The organism is Algoriphagus yeomjeoni, assembly GCF_049821175.1.
Lineage (GTDB): Bacteria > Bacteroidota > Bacteroidia > Cytophagales > Cyclobacteriaceae > Algoriphagus > Algoriphagus yeomjeoni_A.
On sequence record NZ_CP187512.1, the window covers coordinates 1807252 to 1829561 of the forward strand.

Here is a 22310-nt window from a genome sequence, read left to right on the forward strand (position 1 = left end):
AAAGCAAATTTACACGCTTTCAAATCTTAAACAGGAAGAAGCCAAATAAAGTTTGGTTTAGCCAATGACTATTCCGAGCTCCTTATCAATTTCAAGCTGTACTTTCTTGAGCTCAAAATAGATCACCTGAAACTCATGAATCTTTTCATCATCAAGGTGCTCTGATTCAGCATTTTTTATCTTCTCCTTAGCCTCTTCCATCAGCTTTTGCACCATCTTTTTCTTAAGTCTCAGGATGGATTTAAATCCAGTAAGCGTCAAATCATCAGACTCAGTATTTATTATAATTTGATGCGTATCAGCCCAATGATGCGAAACTTCATGGCGAACAGTGACTAAGTCTATCACTTCTTTTTGAACTTCCTGATCCCCCAAGCCAATAAAATATTCTGAGGTCGGAATCTCACCTTGAACAAGGCTATTTCTATACAGGTCCAAAATCCTAGTGTAAATAGGCGTAGTGAAATCTAGCTCTTCAGTCTCAGAGAGCAGATATTGACAAAGATGCATCTCTTCATCGCCTACTTTTTGCCAACCATAATTCACTAGAATTCGAATCATTTCACGCTCTTGAATCCTGAGAATTTCTGAAAATGTAGTAGAAGTCTCATCTGGAATCAGTTCGTCGATTGCCTGCTCTGCGAAAGCCTCATCCTTCTGGCTATAATAATTATCCTTCTGGCTCTTTAGAATTGTTTTATTCAACTCTGCATGAATGATATCCTCCTCAATCCCTAATAGGCCGGAAGCTTCCTTGGCATAAACTGACCTAATGATCGGATCTGGAATTTTCCCTATGCTTTGAACCACTTCACGGATTACCTCCGCTTTGCGGATGGGGTTCTTGGTAAACTCCTCTTTATATAAGCCTATTTTGAAGCCTATAAAATCACGGCTGTTGCTCTCCAGATAGTCTTGAAATGCCTGAGAACCGACTTTCCTGGAATAACTATCCGGATCCTCACCATCTGGAAATACTACTGCTTTCACATTCAAACCGCCTTCCAGCAACAAGTCAATCCCACGTAGAGAAGCTTTGATACCTGCAGCATCTCCATCATAGAGCACTGTGACCTGATCGGTAAATCGCTTGATTAATTTGATTTGCCCATCCGTCAACGAAGTCCCAGAGGAAGCCACTACATTCTCTATTCCCGAAAGATGCAAGCTTACCACATCAGTATAGCCTTCAACGAGGTAGCAATTGTCTTTATCACGAATTGCTTTCTTCGCCTGAAACATCCCATAGAGCACATCACTTTTGTGATAAACAGGTGTCTCAGGGGAGTTGATGTATTTGGGTTGGTTTTTGTCTTTGGTAAGAATTCTAGCTCCAAAGCCCAAAGGTTTACCACTGATGTTGTGAATTGCGAAAATGACCCTATTTCTAAAGCGATCATAAACTCGGGATGCGTCTCCTTCCTTTTGAAGAATCAAACCTGCTTTCAGCAGAATCTCTTCTTTAAAGCCAGCTTTCTTCGCTGCATTCAGCAAATTATCCCAGCCATCCAGTGCGTAGCCCAGGTCAAACTTTTCTATGATTGCTGGTGTAAATCCCCGCTCCTTGAAGTAGCTAAGCCCAATAGATTTCCCCTCAGCCGTTTGCAGGTTTTTCACAAAAAAGTCTCTTGCAAAACCTAAGGCAATCAGTAAGCTTTCCCTCTCATTTTGAGCTTCATTTTGCTCAGGAGTGCGAGTCTCATCCTCTTCTACTTCGATTCCATACCGCCCAGCTATGTGCTTTATCGCTTCCTGAAAGCCAATCCCTTCAATATCCATTACAAACTGGATGGGATCGCCGGCCTTACCGCAGCCAAAGCACTTGTAGATTTGCTTTGCAGGAGAAATAGAAAATGAAGGAGTCTTTTCTCCATGAAACGGACAATTGGCCCAGAGATTCTGACCTTTCTTTTTCATGGGTAAATAGTCGCCGATCACCTCTTCGATGTCCATGCGTTCTTTGACCTTGTCCGTTGTAAGTTTACTTATACCCATAGGAAAATAATGAAGCAAAGTTAATCGCTCATTCTAAAAAATGAGAACTTTCTAAGGTTTCATCTAGTTCAGAAGTAAGATAGATTTAATTCATACTTTATTTAGAAGCCATTAAGCTCTAAATTGCGCAAAATTACAATATTCAATTCATGGAGTTAACTAAGGATAATATCCTGAAAACGCTTTCCCGGGTACAAGATCCAGATCTAAAGAAGGATTTGGTGACGTTGGGAATGATACAAAAAATAGAAATAAGAGGTAAAAAAGTCAGTTTTGATGTAGTCCTTACTACGCCTGCTTGCCCACTTAAAGAAGTAATCAAAAATAATTGCCTGGAAGTATTGGAACAAGACTTTGGTACTGAGCCTGAGTGGGAGTTATTTATGACTTCTCAAGTCACTACCATTAGAGATTCAGCTCCGGTATTACCACAAGTAAAAAACATCATAGCAATAGCATCAGGAAAAGGAGGCGTTGGAAAATCCACTACGGCAGTGAATTTGGCTGTCTCCTTAGCAAAAACTGGAGCAAAAGTAGGATTGATTGATGCGGATATTTCAGGCCCATCTATCCCTACCATGTTCAACGTGGAAGCTGAGCAACCTGCTGTCAAGAAAGTAGGTGATAAAAATATTATAGTTCCCATAGAGCAATACGGAGTCAAATTGATGTCAATTGGATTTCTGACCCCAGTGGATAGCGCAGTGGTCTGGAGAGGCCCTATGGCGAGTTCAGCGTTAAAGCAGTTTATTTCAGATGTAGAATGGGGAGAGCTGGATTACCTGTTGATCGATCTACCTCCAGGGACTTCAGATATTCACCTGACAATGGTTCAAACAGTACCAGTTACCGGTGCTGTAATCGTCACTACACCTCAAAAGGTCGCTTTGGCAGATGCTAATAAGGGATTATCCATGTTCAGACAGCCACAAATTAACGTACCCATCTTAGGTGTTATTGAAAATATGGCTTATTTTACACCCGAAGAATTACCTGATAATAAGTATTACCTATTTGGTAAAGAGGGTGGAAAAAGATTAGCTGAAAAATACGATGTGCCATTTTTGGGAGAAATACCAATCGTACAAAGTATTAGAGAAAGTGGAGATTCGGGATATCCGGCAGTTTTAAAAAACGGAATCACCCAAGAATCATATATGAAACTAGCTGAAGAAATCGCTAGACAAATTGCCATACGAAATGCCTCTAAGGATAAAACTGCAGTGGTAGAAATTAAAGCTTAAAGAACATGCAACCAGAACTTAAAGAACAAATAGAATTTGCACTTGACACGATTCGCCCCTATCTGGAAGCAGATGGAGGAAATGTGAGGATAGTAGAACTGACCGACGATATGGTTTTAAAATTAGAGTTGTTGGGTTCATGTGGTTCTTGCCCTATGTCCACTATGACTCTTAAAGCAGGAGTAGAAGAAGCTATCAAACGTGCAATCCCAGAAATCATCCGAGTAGAAGCCGTCAACCTAACTGTTGCTTAATTAGAATTTTAATGAAAAAAGGTTTTCGGGGTTTTGACAAAGCCAGTATGCTCCTTCTAGGAGCGTTTTTTGTGTTTTTTTCAGGCTTTGCTCAGCAATTCAAAACCTTAAATATCACAGATCAACTAAACCAGTCGAGTTCTCATACGCATAGAGAAAAATGTGGTCATACAATTCTAGAACAAAAAATGGAAAAGGAATTGGGCTATTTCGGCTCAAAACCGTTTTTTGAAAGCTGGATAAATGATAAGATTGAGGAGCATAAAAGTAGACCTCAAATCTTGTCAAGAACCAATGATGACCACATTTTGATTCCTGTAGTCGTACATGTGATTCACAATGGAGAGGCTTTAGGGCAAGGCCCAAATGTTCCACTTTCTCAGGTTGAGGAGCAAATAAGAATATTGAATGAGGATTTTCAGCGATTAAATGCTGATGCAGCAAATACTCCTGATATTTTCGCCCCTGTAGCTGGCCAAATCAACATTGAATTTGTTCTGGCCAAACAAGACCCCTCAGGATTACCTACCAGCGGAATTACTCGTATGGTCGGCTCTAAATCTTCTTATGATCCAAACACGGATGCAAGCACCATAGGGCAACTGATCCAGTGGAATCCAGCTGAATACATGAACATGTATGTGATTCCTTTAGTCAGTCCATTCATTGGATATTCATCTTTTCCAGTTTCTGATTTGCCAGGTTTAAATGGCGCTCCAAATTCAGCGATTACAGATGGCGTAGTAATAGATTATAGGTTTTTTGGCATAGGTGGAAGTGCAGTATCCTCATCCAGAGGCAGAACCGCTACTCATGAAGTGGGTCACTTTTTTGGTTTGCGTCATATCTGGGGTGATGGAGGGTGTGGAGTAGACGACTTCGTGGCGGACACTCCTCTTCAGGATAATTCCAATACTGCATGCAGTGCTAACGCTTCTAGATTTAGCTGTGATTCACAGGATATGATCCAAAATTACATGGATTATACCCCTGATGCTTGTATGAATCTTTTCACTAAAGGACAGGTGGAGCGATTCGAAGTAGTACTTGCTAACAGTCCCAGAAGAGTGACCTTACTTAATAACCGAGCCACTCAGGAGCCTGAGCTTGCTGAAAATGATTTGGCCATAGCGAGAGTTTTGGAACCAGGAGAATTTGAGTGTGATCCATTTATTAATCCTACTATAGAAGTACTAAATGCAGGACGGAATAATTTAACTTCTGGCAGAATAGAACTTAGGAGAAATGGAACAGTTTTAGAATCCAAAAGAGTCACTTTCAATCTAGCTACTGGAGAAAGATTTTTAGTGAATTTCAATCAGTTCACACTGCTTCCAAATTCAAACACGGTTGAATTCAGAATCACCCAGACCAATGATGTCCCAGACAACATCACCGAAAATAACATCAGAATAATTACCCCAGAACTTGAGCAACCTGTAAACCTGCCTTATACCAACGATTTAAGTACATTCCCAACCCCATGGGCCATTTCCAATCCTGATCAATTGACGACTTGGGAAAAGAGAAATCTTAACATTTCGGGTATTTCACAGGATTTAGTCTACATCAGGCATTACGAATATGAGGCGCCGGGACAATTAGATTATTACATCTCCCCGATTATTAATCTAGCTCAATTTCCAAACGCACAATTAGTGTTTGAAATGGCATATGCGCCTTATGATCAGGCTGGATTTACTGATGGGTTGATCGTAGCTGTATCTCAAGATTGTGGAAACACTTTTGATATTGCAAATGCGCCTTACGATAAAAATGATGCACAGTTACAGACAGCTCCAGCTACACTGGAGGAATTTATCCCAAACAATAACAATCAATTCAGAACGGAAATAGTCAATCTTGCAGACTATGCAGATCTTGGATCAATACGGTTAGCTTTTATTGCAGAGAATGCTTATGGAAATAACATATACATCAAAAACATCAGGATTTTACCTACCGAGGAATTTAAGTATAAACTGAATATTTCTGATGTTATCTCTCCTACTCCTATTTCAGATGGCACCAATGATTCAGATTCTGTTACTCTAACAAATAGCGGAAGTGTTCCAATCTCTACGTTCTTATTTTCAACTTCATTAAATGATGGTTCTGCACAAACCTATCTGGCTAGTGGCAGCACATTTTTACCATCGGAGTCCATCGACATTTCCATTCCAAATAGAGCTATTGCTGGGAAAAGCAAGGTTGAGTTTGTCGTATCTGAACCGAACTTTGATCAAAACGGAAACAGTTCTGACAGCACTGAACTATACGTGATCGAAGATGCTGCAAGCATTCCAGTGCCTTGGAGGCAAAACTTCAATAGCTCCTCTTCATTAAACCCTTGGCAGACGATTAACCCTGAATCAAATGATGAAGGTTGGGTTATCACTTCTGCTTCATCTGTGGAAGGTCCCAATAACGTGGCACGCGTGACTACAAAAAAACAAAACGACTCCTACTGGTTAGGAACCCCAATTTTTGACTTATCGGCAAGTAGGCAAGCAAGTATATTTTTTGATCTTGCTGCTGGTTCAAATGGAGCCAACACTACGCTAAAATTATTGGCTAGTTCCAATGGTGGCAATTCATATACGGAAGTTTGGTCTGCAAATGGGAATGCTCTTTCTACCGTTTCATCTGGAGAAGCAAACCCAAATAGCCCTGGTGATTACGTTCGGAAATTTGTCAACCTGAGTGATTTTGCTGGATCAGGGAAAACCCAAACGAGATTGGCATTTGTATTAGAAAATGGCAACCAGACTGATTCTCCTATCTATTTGGATAATATTGAATTGTTCTTGAATGCTAATCCTGAGCCGGTAGTCCCTGCAGTTGGAATGTCTGTTTTGTACCCAAATCCAGCTCGAGATATATTTAATATTTCATTTAATTTGACTGATTTAGAAGACGTTACTATTCAGGTTATCTCAAGTACAGGTGCCTTGGTTCAAGAAATTGAATACCCAGGTACACTGAACCAGACTTATTCTTTTAGCACCCAACTGTTTTCTAAGGGTGTTTTTATAGTCAACATCTCGAGTAATACAATCCGGGAAACAAGAAGATTAATCATTAATTAATCAAAAATAAGCTGAAGAAATCCTCTTCGGCTTATTTTTTGCCTTAGGGATAAATCAGTTTTAGAGCAATCCTTCGTTGTGAGGATTCAATTTCCCGCTTATCTTTAACTATTAAAATTTCTCAGGTATCTCATTCCACTTTCCTTTTGAAAAAGATATTAATTAACCTCCTAGTGATCATAGGGATTTCAGTTTTACTGGGCTTCCTTTTTTTGAAAGTTTATCTTCCCATGTATACCAACCATGGTGAATCAGTCTCCGTACCGGATTTATCAGGCTACACCTTCGATGAAGGTGTAGATATTCTTGATCGAGCTGGTCTTCAATATGAAGTGTCTCTAGACTCAGGATTCAACACAGATCTCAAGACTTTTGCGATTTTGAAGCAAATCCCAGAACCCAACGCTCAGGTGAAAAGTGGAAAAACTATCTACTTGACGTTGAATGCCCGTAATGCTCCAATGCTGAAAATGCCAAACTTGGTCAATACTCAGTTGAAAAATGTGCAGGAGATATTGGCAAATATGGGACTGGAAAGAGGAGATATAAGGTATGTACCAGATATCGGTATCAATGTGGTTTTGGAGCAAAAATATCGTGGAGTTAACGTTCCTGAAGGATTCGAAATCCCTAAAGGTGCGAGAATTGACTTGGTTGTTGGAGATGGAATGGGTAATCAAATTCTTGCCGTTCCTGATCTCAAGGGAATGGACGAAGTGGATGCTGAGTTCTTGATATTAGGTTCTAGCTTAAGAGTAGGTAACAAATATTATCTTGATACAGACTCTGTGGGTGCGGGAAAAGTATTAAGACAAACTCCTAAAGCTTCCACGCAAGTAAAAACAGGAGAATTGATTGATCTTTGGATTGCGAAAGATAACTTATAAGCTACATGCTCAAAATCCATCATATTTTTCGAATGACAGGGCTACTCACAGCCTTTTTCATGTCGACTTTGGCTTTCGGCCAATTGGTGGAACTTGCCCCCATTCAACATACCAAAATAAAGGCCCAGACATATTCTGATCTAAATTCAAGAATCTTTGCGGTAAACACTCTTCCCTTTTGGGACGATTTTTCCCAGGGTATAGACACGCTGAAATGGACAGTGTCAGGAGCATCTTATACTGAAACTATTGGCCTAAACGCTCCTTCTATCGGGATGATACTTTTCGATGGTGTAGATGCAAACGGTAATCCTTACTCCTTATCTCAACGTGATCAGGGAGAAACGGACTACCTAACCTCTAAGCCATTTGACCTCAGTTCTCTGAATTCATCTGATCGCGAAAGCTTATATCTAAGTTTTTTCTGGCAGGCAGCGGGCAGAGCCGAACTTCCAGATGAAAGCGATCAGCTTACTTTGCAGATTCTAGATCCTTCAGGAAGTTGGATTACTATTTGGAGTCAACTTGGCGGAGTTTCGCTGGATACTGAAAACTTCACTCAAGAGATTGTCAAGATTCTACCTACCTGGCAACATGCCAATTTCCAGTTTAGATTTTTCGCAGAAGGCAGACAATCCGGACCTTTTGACAGCTGGATTATTGATTATATCTACCTGAATGATGGTAGAACCAGTACTGATTTGGACTATAAAGACAGAAGCTTAACCAAAACAAATGAACTTAGGATTGGAGAATTCGGATCATATCCCTTTGTACTCTTGGAAAGCAATCAAAATGGTCTTTGGAGCAGTGTGAAAAACACTTTTTACAATCTGGAAAATCGCTTTCGTGCCATGGAATACTCCATCGTGATCAATGATTCTTCCTCGATGAATGCTACTCCCATCAATCTAAATACGCCTTTCAACCCGGTTCCTAATGCACTGGAAAGAAGAGATTTTACAAGTAGGGAATTTGAAGAAATTCCTTTACCTGAGAATGAAACCACTTTGCAAATCATCTCTTCAATTACCTCTGGTGATGAATTGCTTTACGAAGTAACAGCCGGAGATACCACCTTTTTTCCAAGTGTGAATTACGAGCTTAACGATACTGTAAAGACAACACTCCCACTCTTGGACTATTTTGCTTACGATAATGGTTCAGCTGATTATGCTGCGGGGATAAATCAGAGATCCGGGCAACTTGCCGTGAAATACAACAGTCCTCAAGAGGTTTATATAAAAGGTATCTCTATAAATTTCAGCAATCCTAGGCAAGCAAATCAAGCAATAGATATTAATGTGTGGACAGATCTCGACAATAATCCTATTTTCACAAAGGAGGATTTAATTGCTGTGAAGGAGCTGGGCCAAGAGTTTCTTTATTATTCTCTGGATACAAATATCAGAGTTGATGGGGATTTTTACATTGGCTTCACACAGTTTACTAACGATTTTATACATGTAGGTTTAGACAAAGTGAATGACACAGGAGACAAGCTTTATTATAATGTAGTTGGCACCTGGGTCCAAAATGAAGAGGTTCAAGGTTCCTTGATGATTAGGCCGCATATAAGCCTGGAAGCCCCATTTGAAGAGTTAGTTGCCCCCGAAGGCAATATTAGGATTTATCCCAACCCTGTAGAAACCCTTCTCAATTTGGAAGGGGTATTTAGTGAAGCCCGAGTCTTTGATTCTTTTGGGAGAGAGATTTTTCTTGAGCATCAACTTTCTTCCAAAGGAGAAATTATTAATTTTATTGGACAGCGTCCGGGAATTTATGTGTTAAACTTGGTTACCGAAGCTGGAATGCAATCATATAGAATTTTAGTCAAATAAGAATATGGAAGACATAACTGTAGAAGACCTCAAATCCAGATTGGATAACAAAGAAAAATTCATGTTTCTGGACGTTCGTGAAGAATGGGAATACGAGGATGATAATTTGGGAGCAAAAAATATCCCCTTAGCGGATTTACCCACAAGACTGGACGAATTGGAAGCATACAAGGACTCAGAAATAGTAGTTCATTGTAGGTCTGGAGCCAGAAGCATGAATGCAAAGAAATTTTTGGAGTCTAAGGGATTTTCAAAAGTCAGAAACACAACCGGAGGAATTTTAGCTTACCGGAATCTTTAATATAAACTCCCTTCGGGGAGTTTTTTTATTTGAAAATAAAGGGTTCAGGAGAGAAACAGAGAATAAATACAATAATGGCAATAATGCCTAATACTTTTCTATTGGCTTCTAACTCACGGAAACCAGATACTTCAGGGTGCCGCAAGCCCATAATTCTCCCCAATAAAAACCCGTAAAACAACCATCCCTGATATCCCTGTAATTCAGGTTTGACGAATGCCAAAGCATATTGAAATGCAGCTATTCCCAAAGAAAGGGTGATTCTATTCTTTAAACTTAGACCCGACTTTGTGAGGCATATAAACAAAAAACCTATATACAAAGGAATCCAGAGCATCAAATCCTCTACAGGTGAGTATGGGCTGATAATCCCGAGTCCTGCATAGCCTATAAACAAAACATAGGCAACTAGAGAAATCTCTTTGTGACGCTTCGGAAAAAGGCCAAATATCACATGTCCCCCATCCAACTGACCTATAGGTAATAAATTAAGAGCTGTAAAAAACAAAGCAAGGAAGCCGGCAAACAAATAAGGGTAATGGATCACCTCCGACATCGCTGGTAGGCGGTCTGGGTCAGCAAACATCTCGCCTAAACCCCAGAAAAGTAAGTTGTTGCCCAACTCAAAGTCAAGTACATCCTCCTCGTACCCTTGAAAATCTGGATCTGCATATTCCGGATGTATGGAATAGATGAAGTCAGGTTCAGGAAGTGTAGAAAAGCCATAAATAAGTACGAGAAGAGCAATTACAAAACCCGCCAGAGGTCCTGCAACGCCTATATCAAAAAACTTCTTTCGACTATTCACAAAGCCCTTCATCTGGATGACAGCTCCAAATGTTCCAATGGTAGGAATTCCGATAAATCCTAACCATCCAGGAATAAAAAAAGGCAAGGTGCACTTTACCTTATGATAAATAGCAGTAAAAAAATGTCCTAACTCATGAATAAGTAAAATCCCAATAAACGGAATGGAAAAAGCCATTGATTTCCAAAAATACTCCCAGGTAAGAATGCTATCCTCTACCCCAAGCACAGATTTACCATATACCCATTCTGCTCCAGCGAGCGTAGTAGCGATTAAAGTAACCAGAAATAGAATTCCGTGACGGAGGTACTCTTTTTTACTATACATTCTTGAAATAATCGAAAATCACTTCAGGTCCCGTCACATGCACAGCCTGAATACCTACTTCTTTTGCTCCTTCAACATTGGCTATTAGATCATCGAAAAACACCACCCGATCTCCAGATGTACCGAGATCAACTAGCATTTTCTCATATATTTCCGCCGAAGGTTTTGCGACCCCCATTTCATGGCTTAAAAACACCCAGTCAAAAATCGGATCAAAATTTTGAAGACCATGGTCATTTTGTAATATTTTATTTACAGCATTAATATGTATCAAATTTGTATTACTTAATATGCCGACTTGAAATTTTTCTCTCAATTTTGAAATTAATTTTAGTCTTTCTACAGGGATTTTGAGGAGCAAAGAATTCCATAATTCATCAACTTTCTCGTCATTCCACTCCTGTTGAAAATAGTCTCTTACCCCTTGCCGAAACTCGGCTGAATTGATTCTACCAACCTCATAATCCTTATGAAAATCAGTTAGATAAAACCCATTAAGTTTTTCATGTAAATCAGAAGAAACTTCCTCTTTGATACGATTTAATGCCTTCTGATAATCTATATCTACGATGACATTTCCTAAATCAAAAATAAGAAAGTCTACATCGGGTGCATTATTCATTCGAAATATGGGTTGTGTATTTGCATTCAAATATGTAACATTGCACACCCAAAACCAAGGTTTACGGCGAATACGGGCTAAAACAAAAGGTTTTAAAAGAATAGTACTTCCGATCAGTATCGGGATGCATTCGGTTAGAGCAACTGACTCTCCCGATGAAAGATCGGGACAGTAGGTGCTGGTAATATTTAAGAAAAAAGGGCTCCCGATCAGTATCGGGATGCATTCGGTTAGAGCAACTGACTCTCCCGATGAAAGATCGGGACAGTAGGTGCTGGTAATATTTAAGAAAAAAGGGCCTATAGCTCATTCGGTTAGAGCAACTGACTCATAATCAGTAGGTGCCTGGTTCGATCCCAGGTGGGCCCACAAGCCATTCGTTAATTCGGATGGCTTTTTTTATCTTAAGTCATGAATTGCTGCTACATACTTTTTAGTCCTTCACTTGATAAATTCTATACTGGGATTACTCAAGATACTCTCGAATCCCGGATTCTTAAGCATAATCAACACTTACATGGAAGCCATCGTTTTACTGCAAAAGCTTCTGACTGGGAACTATTTCTTCAACTAGGTGCTGAATCATTTGCTCATGCCCGCAGAATGGAATTGAAAATTAAAAAATGAAAATCTCAAAGTATATTAAAGAACTTAAAGAAAACATTCGCGCTCGCGAACTATTGCTCGATCAAACCAAATAAGCAACTGACTCTCCCGATTCATCGGGACAGTAGGTGCCTGACCCGATGAATCGGGAGATCCCAGGTGGGCCCACAAGCCATTCGTTAATTCGGATGGCTTTTGTTGTGTTATCCACCTAAAATTTACCTTTGGGGCTCCAGACGATTTCTTACCTAATAAAATCCTCACACCTATTTCCGCTTAAAAGTAGAGTAAGTTGACGACTCCGAACTGAGGTAACAAAGTGTGAAATGGTTGGAACTCAAAAAAATCATATCATCTGACTTTGTACTATTTAACCAATTCTTATACTTATCTCACTATATTAAAAGTGTTGTGCATGGTGCAAATGAAGAATAGAAACACTGCTTCAATTATTAATCCTGAAAAATAATGGATTGAATCACCTCTATACTCAATGGCTTATGGAAAAAATTCTTGATAAAGTCATAAGACTTTGATCTTATAATATCCTCTTCATCGGTTGATGAAGAAACCAAAAAAACTGACACGTTCTTATCAATAATATTATTACTCTTTAATTCTTCTAGCATACCCCATCCATCTAAAACAGGCATATTAATATCCAATAATATAATAATTTCATTATCTATATCAACCAAAGATTTAATACAATCAATCCCTTTTAAACCATTCTCACAGTGATGTATATTAATAGCAGGATAAACTATATATGCCATTTTCTCAATAATAAACCTGTAGATAGGATCATCGTCTATAAGTATCAAATGCTTATTCATTATCTTTCTTATTTAGTATTTGAGTATCCTTTACTATAGATTTTATAATTTCATCGAGTTCATTTGCTGATGTCCTCATGTGTTTTAGCCAATCAAACAATTCATTCTTGTCTAATGTCTCACTCTCAATTAAATTCATAATACCAAGCATTCTTGAAAGTGGGGCTCTAACACCATGTGATTGCATCCAGGCAATATTCCTCAATTTTTGATTTTGGATTTCTATTTGTCTAACATGACTACTCCTACTAATCGCAAATTCAATACTCTTTTGCAAAAGGTTTGGATCCAATTCATCCTTGATTAAGAAATCATAAATTCCTAACTCTAAGCTTTTTCTTGCAAGAGCTATATCACCATAGCCAGTTAATATAATTATAGGAGTGATAAAAATAACTCCTAATATTTTATCGATCAATTCCAATCCACTTAGATCAGGTAAATGCAGATCTAAAAATATTAAATCAATTTGATGATTATTTTCTGCAAGGAATGCTATAGTAGAAGCAGCATCTTCGCAGTGATATAGTTTAATATTTTTAAATCTATCTAAAAGATAGTCTTCAATTAAAATAAAATCACCCGGATTATCCTCTATTACAAGTATAGATATATTATTTATGTTTCTCTCTGGTCTAAACATAACCTAGTTAGATAGCGTGCATAATTGCAACCAAAATTCCTCTATTTTCAAAATTGCCTTCAAAAAATCATCCATATTAATAGGCTTTTTAACATAACTATTCGTATGATTTTCGTATGCTTTTGCAATATCCTTTTCATTAGAGGAAGTGGTCAAAATAATTATAGGTATCTTTTTTAGTACTGGATCAGACTTTACCGTTTGCAGTACTTCATGCCCGTTAAATATCGGGATATTAATATCCAACAATATTAAATCCGGTTTTTTCGCGTCCTTAAAATCTCCTTTCTTAAAGAGATAATCAAGTGCTTCTTGTCCATTCTTGGCTACATTAATCACTGTTTTTATCTTGCTCTCTTCGAAAGCTTCCCGGGTGAGGAGAATGTCACCTTCATTATCTTCAACTAAAAGGATGTTTGCCAACTTCATATTTCTATAGATTTTTTATTCTTGTTTTTAGCTATTGTAAAAAAGAAAGTTGTGCCTTCACCAACTGTCGAATTAAGCCATATTTGTCCACCTAAAAACTCAACACTTCTTTTTACTACTGAAAGTCCAATTCCTGTTCCATCATGCTTATCTCGATTATGTAATCTCTGGAAAATAATAAAAATTTTATCAAAAAACTGCTCATCTATCCCTATCCCGTTATCAGAAACTGAAAACTCCCATTCATTTTCATTTTCCTTGACCTTAATTTCAATGACAGGAGCAATGCCTTCTCTTGAGTATTTAATGGCATTATCGAGCAGACCATGGAAGATTTGAACTAGTACAGCATTATACGAAAAAATTGATGGCATATCTTCAGCTAGTATAACTGCTGAACTTTCTTCAATCACTTTTCTCCTCAGTTGTTTATAGCTAGCTATGACTTCATTCAAATTTACTTCTCCAAGATCTTCAGTAGGCTTACTAGCCCTAGAATATTCAAGCAGATCCAAAATGATGTTTTTCATGCGCCTAGCACCATCACTCGCAAAATATATATATTGCAATGCTTTTTCATCCAGTTCATTTTCATACTTCCTTTTGAGCTGATCCATAAAACTGGATATCATCCGTAATGGCTCCTGTAAATCATGTGAAGTTACAAAAGCAAATTGCTCCAATTCTTCATTAGAGCGCTCCAGCTCTTTCGTATACTGCTTTAGTAACTCCTTGTTTTTAACCTCTTGTGTTATGTCTGATGAGATACCGATAATACCTTTTAGTTCATTATTTTCATTATAAATAGGAGAATTGGTAATCAAGACTGGGAACTGGGTTCCATCCTTTTTCCGAACTTCAAATTCTCCCGTCCATGTTTGCCCTTTTTTCAGCATTTCCATGATTTGCTGGGCTTGTTCTCTATTCGTATCCGGAGTGGTTAGCTCCATGATATTCTTCCCTACTGCTTCTTCTGTTTTCCAACCATACATGGTTTCCGCCCCTTTATTCCAATAAGTAATTTTCCCTTCAAGGTCGGTTGCAATAGTCCCCTGCTGAACCATACTCAATAAATTAGCCTTAAATCTATCCTCTTCTTCTGCCTTCCTGCGCTCGGTAATATCCATTATTACGGCTAAATACCTTTGGCTTTCTTCAACCGCTATGAGCTGAAGATGAACTTCTACTGGGTAAAGGCTTCCATCTTTTCTTCTGTGCGAAGTGAAAAATATTATTTTTTCTTTCTCTTTGTTTACTAAAGGAAAAACAAGTTTCTCAAAAGTGACCTTTGTGTACTCAGGCTTTAGATCGATAGGTGTTAATTCTTTTATTTCATCTTCCGTATAACCTAAATTATCCAATGCTCCTTTATTGACATAAATAAATTTCTTCGTTTCTGAATCAAATACATAAATCTCATTTAGGCTATTTTCCAGAGTTAACTGTAGACTATTTCGCTCTCGTTCTGCCTCTTTTCTTTCAGTTATATCCTGAAAGTATAAAGAAAGTCCACTTGGAGTTGGATAAATATTTTCCTGAAACCACTTATTTGACAGTTTATGGTAGTACTCAAATCTTATAGATTCTTTAGTTTCTATTACTTTCTTTAAATTTTCTTCCAATTCTGTACCCAATAATTCAGGAAACTTTTCAAAAATATTCTTACCTATAATTTCTAAGGAATCAACCTGTAATAGTTGCGCACTACTGGCATTCATATAACTGAAGCGAAAATCCTCATCTAAGGCATAAAAATTATCTGAAATACTCTCCAGAATGGTGTTTTTTTCAATCAATGCAGAATAAGCAGATTCTTCGGCCTCCTTTCTGGAAGTAATATCAAAGCGAATTGCTAAATATTGAATAGGCTTGTTTTTTGCATCCAAGAATGGAACGATGGTGGTATCCACCCAAAAATAAGATCCATCTTTGGCTTTATTTTTTATTTCTCCACGCCAGATATTGCCTGATGCGATCGTTTTCCATAGGTTCTTGAAGAATTCCGCAGAATGATAGTTTGAATTAATAAGCCTGTGGGTTTGTCCTAGTATCTCCTCTCTTTCATATTTTGAGGTCGTACAGAAATTTTCGTTTATATAGGTAATCACACCCTCTTTATCCGTGACGGAAACAATAGAAGATTGATCTAATGCAGACTTATAATCTTTCAGGGCTTTTAAACTATTATCTAATTGTATTGCTGCAAGTTTTTGCTCAGTAATATCCTCACAAATAGCAACGGTTCTAATGGGCTTACCCTTCTCATCTCTTATGAATGCAAGGTGAATTCTAACCCAAACAATACTCCCGTCTTTTTTTATGTATCGCTTTTCATTCTTATATTCTTCTTCACTTCGGGCAGCTTTACTGAATAATTCCCAATCTTTTTCGCGGTCATCAGGATGGGTAAGCTCTAAAAAGTTCATATTGAGCATTTCTTCCCTGGAATACCCAGTTATGATTTCATAGTAGGAATTAACCAATATTACACGCCCATTGGAAGGGTCAACTTGAGCAATTCCCAAAGTAGCAATCTCAAAAATAGTTCTGAATTTTGCTTCACTTTGCTTTAATCCTATTTCAGCTTGCTTACGCTCGTTTATGTCTTGAAAACTACCATAAACCCTAACACAGGAACCATCAACAAATTCAGCTTTTGCAGTAGTGCGCACCCACAGCTCTTTATTATCCGAATTAACAATTATCGCTTCAATCTCATAGGACTTTCCAGTATTTATACATTCTTCAAAGTTTGAAAGTGCTAGTTGGCGAAAATCCTCCCTGTAAAAATTAATAGCATCATCAACAGATGGGGTAAAACTTTCGGGGTCTGTTGCATACAACTTGTGAATTTCATCTGACCAAAAGAGATTTTTGGTAACTAGATCCATCTCCCAGCTCCCTATTTTCGCGAGTGAACCTACTTCTCGATTTAATTCTCTTAGTTTCTTTTCTTCTGTAATGTTTTTGGCGGTGGTATAGATTAGCCCCTCCTCAAGATTGGTGTTACAAAACCAACTTAACCAAATGATTGCTCCTGACTTGGTAATAAACCGTACTTCAAAATTAAAGGTGGTTTGACCCGACTCTAAGCGAGCGAGTTCCTTATGGGCAATTTCAATATCTTCTGGATGGATAAATTTCTCAAAAGTCTGATAGAGAATCTCTTCTTCTGTATACCCCAATAGCTCACAACCTGCTTTATTTATCGTTAAAAACCTTCCCTGAAAATCACCAATAGTTACAATATCTGGAATGGCATCAAATAAATGAGTCAAGTCATTTTCCAACATTTTTCGCTTCAGTTCAGCGCCTATATAGCCCTCTAAGCGCTCAAAGACAGGAGTGTAGCTTGTTAGGTGCTGGGAGATTTTCTTGACCCCAACAGTTAGCACACCTATTACTTCATTATTGGATATTAATGGAATCCCCATGACAGATACTAAGCCAATCGTTCGTGCAGCTTTTCTTCTTAAAAAGTCGTCCTGATGATCTATGTCATTCCACAGAATTTGAGATTGATCAGACCATACTTTCCCTACCAAGCTTTCTGACCTTTGAAATGACCTAGTTTCCGATCCAACAGAATAGAAAGTTTCATCCTCTTTTGCTGACACATAGTGATTTATCAATCGCATGTGACTTTTCTCAATATTCAGCGTCCATAATTCTACCCAATCGAACTTTCCAAAGGTGCTAATCGTCTTGCAGAGCTTATGGGTTGACTTTAAGTAGTCATTTTCTGGATTAAAATTCAGACTTACTTCGGTTAAAAAATCCTTTTCAAGTTCCTTGTTTCTTTGTTCGGTGACATCTCTTTGGACCGAAATAAAGTGGGTAATCTTTCCACTTTGGTCTACTAATGGACTTACACCGAAATTAACCCAAAATTCACTTCCTGATTTGGTGTAGTTAACTACGGTTATTTCCGCAGATTCACCCTTCTTTAGCTTTTCACCAAGTAGTTTTAATTTTTGCTTCTCGGTATTTGGGCCTTGAAGAAATCGTGGGTTTTTTCCTAACACTTCTTCTTCGGAATACCCCGTATTTCTACAAAAAGCGTCATTTACATAGATTATTTTAGGACCTGGTTCTTCTAAAGGCTCCGCTTCAGTAATTAAAATAGACTCTGAGGTACTATGAATTACCTTTTCAAATAATTTAAGTTTATGCTCTTCCTCTTTTTGCTTAGTCACATCTCTTGAGACAGAAATTATCTGTTGTACCTGTTCGCTTTCTTTGTATACCGGGGACACGATCACATCCCACCATTTAGGCGTGCCTTTAGCTGTAGGGCTGAAGGCTGTAAACTGTGTTATTTCTCCTGCCAAGGCTTTTTCTATCGAGGATTTTACAAGTGCTTGGTTTTCACTTCCCCAGAGAGCCAGCCAGTTTTTGTCCTTAAAAGCTGAAAAATCATCTATTTCCATCTGGCAAAGCCCGTTGTAATTCATATACTGAAGACGGCCTTCTGTGTCTAATACTTTCAAGCAATCTGGACTGCTCTCTATAAGAATACGACTAAAAGCTTCACTTTCTTCGAGCTTCTTTCGATTATTTACCTCTTCTGTGATATCTCTAAAATTGTCAACAATCCCACCTACCGCTGGATCATGAAGCAAATTCGTTATGACCGGTTCAACCCATCGCCAAGAACCGTTTTTATGTCTTATGCGGGAATTATGTCCCTTCATGGGGACTCCAGGGTGTTCTAAAGAAAGAGCCAATGCATTTTCTGCTCCTGCTAAATCTTCAGGATGAACCAAATCTCTAAAATCCATCTCCATTGCTTCGATTGGAGTATAGCCTAGTATTTTTTTTACCGAACCCGACACATAACTAGTCTTACCTTCTGCAGAGATAATGATGGTGCAATCCATGCTATTATCAACTAAGGACTCGAACCTTCTTTGACTTTGCTCAAATTTCTCCTTCTGTTCAATTTTATCTGTTACATCTCTTGAATTAATAACAATGCCATTAATTGCTGAGTTGTCTAGCATATTTACTAAAACTGATTCGACCCATCTCCATTCATTTTCATGGTTTTTAGCACGATAGGGTTTCATTATTACTCTATCCTCTTTTATCGATTTTCTCAGTTCGGTTTGAGTTTGTTTAATATCATCGGGATGAACAAAGTCAAATGCATTTTTACCAATAAATGCTTCAGGTGGAATACCAGCGATAGCAGTAATTGAAGGGCTCATGAATAAATAACGTCCTTCAGTATCTAGCACTGCCACCAAGTCAAATGCCCCAGTAACTAGTGCTTTGAAACGTTGTTCACTTTTAAGTAACTTTTTCTCTTGTGCCAGTTTCTCTTTGCCGTCCCTTGCTACGGAGTAAAAGAGTTTTGTACCCTCATCCCATCTGGATGACCAGATATTATAAGCAATCCCGCCGTCTTTTTTTCTATACCTATTTGAAAATGACTTTATTTCCTCTCCGCTCTTTATGCTTGCATCTACTGAATCTGTAACATCTACATCTTCCTCAAATACCAACGAACTATAGTTTGTACCTAGTAATTCCTCAGGCGTGTAGCCCCAGTGCCTAATTGCTGCTTTATTAACATAAATAAACTGACCTTGCTCATTAAAAATACAGAAAACATCCAAGGAAGAGTCCAACATTTGTTCGGCTTCCAATCGCTTTTTTACTACGCGTGTAATGTCTTTAGATTGGCAAGCGACGGATACGATTTCACTGTTTCCTCCTGTTATTGGCTTAAAGGTTATGTGGGTATATTCGATTTTTTCTAGTTCAGGATTGAAAAAATGCTCTTCAACTTCAAAGTTTTCTCCATTAATCGCCCTTTTGTAATAAGCCTTCCATTTCTGAATGGTTTCTTCATCTAAGCCAGGCAAAAAGATGGATTCATTGAGTTTTTGCTCCGAGCCAGTAACTTCTTTCACCTGATCAAAAAATGCTTGGTTGGCATAAATCAACTCATAATCTGGATTTATCATCCAAATTAGATCCTTGGATTGCTGAAAGAAGAGTTCAAGTAAATGATTGTGATCCATTTAGTAAAAGTATCGTAGTTGTGTTGGAGAAACTCACTCTGAATCTATTCAAACATATTTCTAAAGTATAGATTTTCTTCTTTTTCAATTCCGTTTCCTGAGTTTTATTGCTTTAATGACTTCAACTACAGAAATACCAATGGAGAGCTTTCTATTAAGTGTGCATAATCTGGTGCTGAAATAGTTTTTCAAGCTAAGCAAATAGTGATAGATTGAATTTTTGATTCGTAATCTCTTTGGACTAAAAGAGGAAAAACTTCTTCAAAATACCTAATCTATTATCACGGGCCTCCCAGAATTTAATAGAAAAACATCAAAAAAAGCATGATATAGAATTAGACCTAATCTCAAGAAAATGGTTAAAAACCTGATTCTATGCTGATTATTGCAAGAAATAAATCATGCGCGTTTTCAGTGAGTGCAATCGAATCTATTTTTAAACCAAGAATTAATAGGAACTGGAAAAGGGTACTCACTTTTTTATCAGCTTTTGAAAGTGAGTTTTATGCTTCCAAAGTGGTTTCATAATTGATCCTCATTTAGGGGATAATGACAATTTCATTTTTCTAAAATGCTAATCATGAGGGAGCAAAGGGATAAAATCTTCACTTCCACTTAAAAGCAAAGTAAGTTGTCGGTTCGTCGCTGATGTTTCGAATGCCATGAACCGATTGGGACTCCATGAAATAAAAATCTCCAGCTTTGGCAGTGTATCCCTTGCCATCTATCATTTGGGCCGTTTCACCGGAGATCATTAGGATAATTTCAGTTTCATCATGAGCGTGTGGTTCATGACTAGCCACTTTTCTATCCAAAGTAGTCACGTGCATCTCCAACCTTTCGCACATAGCAGTTTCCCTATCAAAATAGGAACGGACCCCTCCTACGCTTGTGGACCTATAAGGCAAAGAATCAGCGTTGATCATCAGCGAATTCCCTGAGGCAACTCCTCTAGCCACATCCATTTTCTTCTTTGATCTATATCGGATGATGTAATAGGTAAGCGGAGTAGTCCCAACATTTTCGAGTGAATGCATTTGAAGCGGCATCAGAGAAACAACCCCATTAGCTCCCAGTATGGAGCTTTTGCCTTCTATAGTCACCTTCATGGTTCCTTCCTTTACTAGTATTATCTCCTCTATATCCTCGTTTGCATGCGCTGTACTTGGTTTAGCACCTACATTTTGAGTGGTGGCATGCATCTCCAGGTAATCCAAATGGGTGGAAACTCCTTCTAAAATAGGTCTGCTCACTCTATCATTGTTTGGAACAACCTTAAAATCACCCCACTTAAATACGCCGGACTCTATGGGTTTAAGTTGTGCAAAAGCTGATAATGTCATAAGGCAGAAAAGAGTGATGAGTGTATATTTCATAAGAATATTTTAAAGAAGCCGGTTAGAAATATATGAAATTGGAATCAAAAACAGGAGTGAGTTCCTTTCTCAAGCTGGCTGTTAACTTTTTTCAATTTACCAAAAAACAGCTAACCCTGCCTTTTGAACAAAATTGTCTAAAACAATTCTATTATAGAACCCTAGCTCATTTTACTGCGTCTTATCCCCTTGGTTTCAAATCCCTTTAAATCATTAAAACTATTAAACTAGAACTATGAAAATCTTTACTTTACTCTTCACCTTAGCGTTTACAGCTTTTTCTGTTGCCCCAAAAATCGCAAATGTTGACACTACAGAAAGCACGATCACCTGGACTGCTAAAAAAGTCACTGGACAGCATCACGGCAAAGTACCTATCTCGTCTGCAACGCTCGATTATCAAAATGGCAAAATCCTCGGTGGAACGTTCGAAATGGATATGACCAACTTGACTGTTGAAGATATTACTGATGCTGGATCTAATAAAAGGTTAACTGACCACCTAAAGTCAGATGATTTTTTCTCTGTGGAAAAGCATAATAAATCCAAGTTTGTGATCACAAAAGCAAAAACAAGCAACGGGAAAGATTACGAACTAACTGGCAATCTGACAATCAAAAACATCACTAAGCCAGTTACTTTCCCAGCAAGTGTGAGTACTTCTGGTGGCAAAATCATAGCAACTGGCAAATTGACTTTTGACAGAACTCACTACGATATTAAATTCCGTTCAGGTTCTTATTTCGAAAACCTCGCAGATAAAATGATCTACGACGACGTAGAACTAGACGTAAAATTGGTTGCAAGCGAGTAATTACTAAACTACCACAATACAAAAGGCCGGGAATTCCCGGCCTTTTCTGTTTTAGACTTAAGTATGAAAATTGATTTTTCCTACACACCAGAGATTGCTTCATTCATTCCTCATTCGCAATGACGACTTATTAGGCACGGGTCTCTGATATCATAGTTTCTATGGATTTACATTATAAATTCTACTCAAACCCAACACCAGTCAACCGA

16 protein-coding genes and 1 tRNA gene are annotated in these 22310 nt (G+C 38.2%); 9 read left to right on the forward strand and 8 right to left on the reverse strand.

Annotation, left to right across the window (positions count from 1 at the left end):
- Nucleotides 1-57: 57 nt before the first annotated feature.
- Entirely contained in the window at nt 58-1995 is a 1938-nt protein-coding gene (dnaG, locus tag ACPUEN_RS07160) for a DNA primase (RefSeq protein ID WP_425639415.1), read from the reverse strand.
- Nucleotides 1996-2144: 149 nt separating this feature from the next.
- Here dnaG and ACPUEN_RS07165 point away from each other — a divergent pair, with 149 nt between their 5' ends.
- The 6 genes from ACPUEN_RS07165 (at nt 2145) to ACPUEN_RS07190 (ending at nt 9611) form a co-directional block, all read left to right on the forward strand.
- A complete protein-coding gene (locus tag ACPUEN_RS07165) occupies nt 2145-3239 on the forward strand; it encodes an Mrp/NBP35 family ATP-binding protein (RefSeq protein WP_425639416.1) in 1095 nt (364 codons plus the stop codon).
- Nucleotides 3240-3244: 5 nt separating this feature from the next.
- Nucleotides 3245-3493: a NifU family protein gene (locus ACPUEN_RS07170; protein ID WP_111613553.1), complete on the forward strand. Its 249-nt coding sequence runs from the start codon at nt 3245-3247 to the stop codon at nt 3491-3493.
- 11 nt (nt 3494-3504) lie between these two features.
- Nucleotides 3505-6582, forward strand: coding sequence for a M43 family zinc metalloprotease (locus tag ACPUEN_RS07175; protein WP_425639417.1), 3078 nt, complete (start codon nt 3505-3507; stop codon nt 6580-6582).
- 230 nt (nt 6583-6812) lie between these two features.
- A complete protein-coding gene (locus ACPUEN_RS07180) occupies nt 6813-7469 on the forward strand; it encodes a PASTA domain-containing protein (RefSeq protein ID WP_425639418.1) in 657 nt (218 codons plus the stop codon).
- A 5-nt stretch (nt 7470-7474) separates the two neighbouring features.
- Nucleotides 7475-9310, forward strand: coding sequence for a T9SS type A sorting domain-containing protein (locus ACPUEN_RS07185; protein ID WP_425639419.1), 1836 nt, complete (start codon nt 7475-7477; stop codon nt 9308-9310).
- A 4-nt stretch (nt 9311-9314) separates the two neighbouring features.
- Complete coding sequence (locus ACPUEN_RS07190; protein WP_111613556.1) at nt 9315-9611, forward strand: rhodanese-like domain-containing protein; 297 nt, start codon at nt 9315-9317, stop codon at nt 9609-9611.
- A gap of 25 nt (nt 9612-9636) precedes the next feature.
- Here ACPUEN_RS07190 and ACPUEN_RS07195 read toward each other — a convergent pair whose 3' ends face one another.
- Nucleotides 9637-10746: a site-2 protease family protein gene (locus tag ACPUEN_RS07195; RefSeq protein WP_425639420.1), complete on the reverse strand. Its 1110-nt coding sequence runs from the start codon at nt 10744-10746 to the stop codon at nt 9637-9639.
- Nucleotides 10739-11368 (reverse strand): HAD family hydrolase, encoded by a 630-nt coding sequence (locus ACPUEN_RS07200; RefSeq protein ID WP_425639421.1) that lies wholly within the window; start codon nt 11366-11368, stop codon nt 10739-10741. Before ACPUEN_RS07200 ends, ACPUEN_RS07195 begins: the two co-directional genes overlap by 8 nt.
- Before the next feature lie 295 nt (nt 11369-11663).
- Here ACPUEN_RS07200 and ACPUEN_RS07205 point away from each other — a divergent pair.
- Both ACPUEN_RS07205 and ACPUEN_RS07210 read left to right on the forward strand, forming a co-directional pair.
- A tRNA-Ile gene (locus ACPUEN_RS07205) sits at nt 11664-11737 on the forward strand.
- 42 nt (nt 11738-11779) lie between these two features.
- Entirely contained in the window at nt 11780-11995 is a 216-nt protein-coding gene (locus ACPUEN_RS07210) for a GIY-YIG nuclease family protein (RefSeq protein ID WP_425639422.1), read from the forward strand.
- 431 nt (nt 11996-12426) lie between these two features.
- On the opposite strand, the gene ACPUEN_RS07215 is transcribed toward ACPUEN_RS07210, so the two are convergent.
- The 5 genes from ACPUEN_RS07215 to ACPUEN_RS07235 form a co-directional block, all read right to left on the reverse strand.
- Nucleotides 12427-12810 (reverse strand): response regulator, encoded by a 384-nt coding sequence (locus ACPUEN_RS07215; RefSeq protein WP_425639423.1) that lies wholly within the window; start codon nt 12808-12810, stop codon nt 12427-12429.
- Entirely contained in the window at nt 12803-13453 is a 651-nt protein-coding gene (locus ACPUEN_RS07220) for a response regulator (protein WP_425639424.1), read from the reverse strand. The genes ACPUEN_RS07215 and ACPUEN_RS07220 overlap by 8 nt, the downstream gene beginning before the upstream one ends.
- Nucleotides 13454-13456: 3 nt before the next feature.
- The gene (locus ACPUEN_RS07225) at nt 13457-13882 is read right to left on the reverse strand and encodes a response regulator (protein ID WP_111613038.1); all 426 of its coding nucleotides are present in this window, start codon (nt 13880-13882) and stop codon (nt 13457-13459) included.
- Nucleotides 13879-19911, reverse strand: a complete 6033-nt coding sequence (locus tag ACPUEN_RS07230) for a PAS domain S-box protein (protein WP_425639425.1) — start codon at nt 19909-19911, stop codon at nt 13879-13881. Before ACPUEN_RS07230 ends, ACPUEN_RS07225 begins: the two co-directional genes overlap by 4 nt.
- 605 nt (nt 19912-20516) lie before the next feature.
- A complete protein-coding gene (locus ACPUEN_RS07235; RefSeq protein ID WP_425639426.1) occupies nt 20517-21287 on the reverse strand; it encodes a cupin domain-containing protein in 771 nt (256 codons plus the stop codon).
- Between the two features lie 235 nt (nt 21288-21522).
- Between ACPUEN_RS07235 and ACPUEN_RS07240 the strand changes: the two genes are divergently transcribed.
- Nucleotides 21523-22101, forward strand: coding sequence for a YceI family protein (locus tag ACPUEN_RS07240; RefSeq protein ID WP_425639427.1), 579 nt, complete (start codon nt 21523-21525; stop codon nt 22099-22101).
- The last annotated feature ends 209 nt before the right edge of the window (nt 22102-22310 follow it).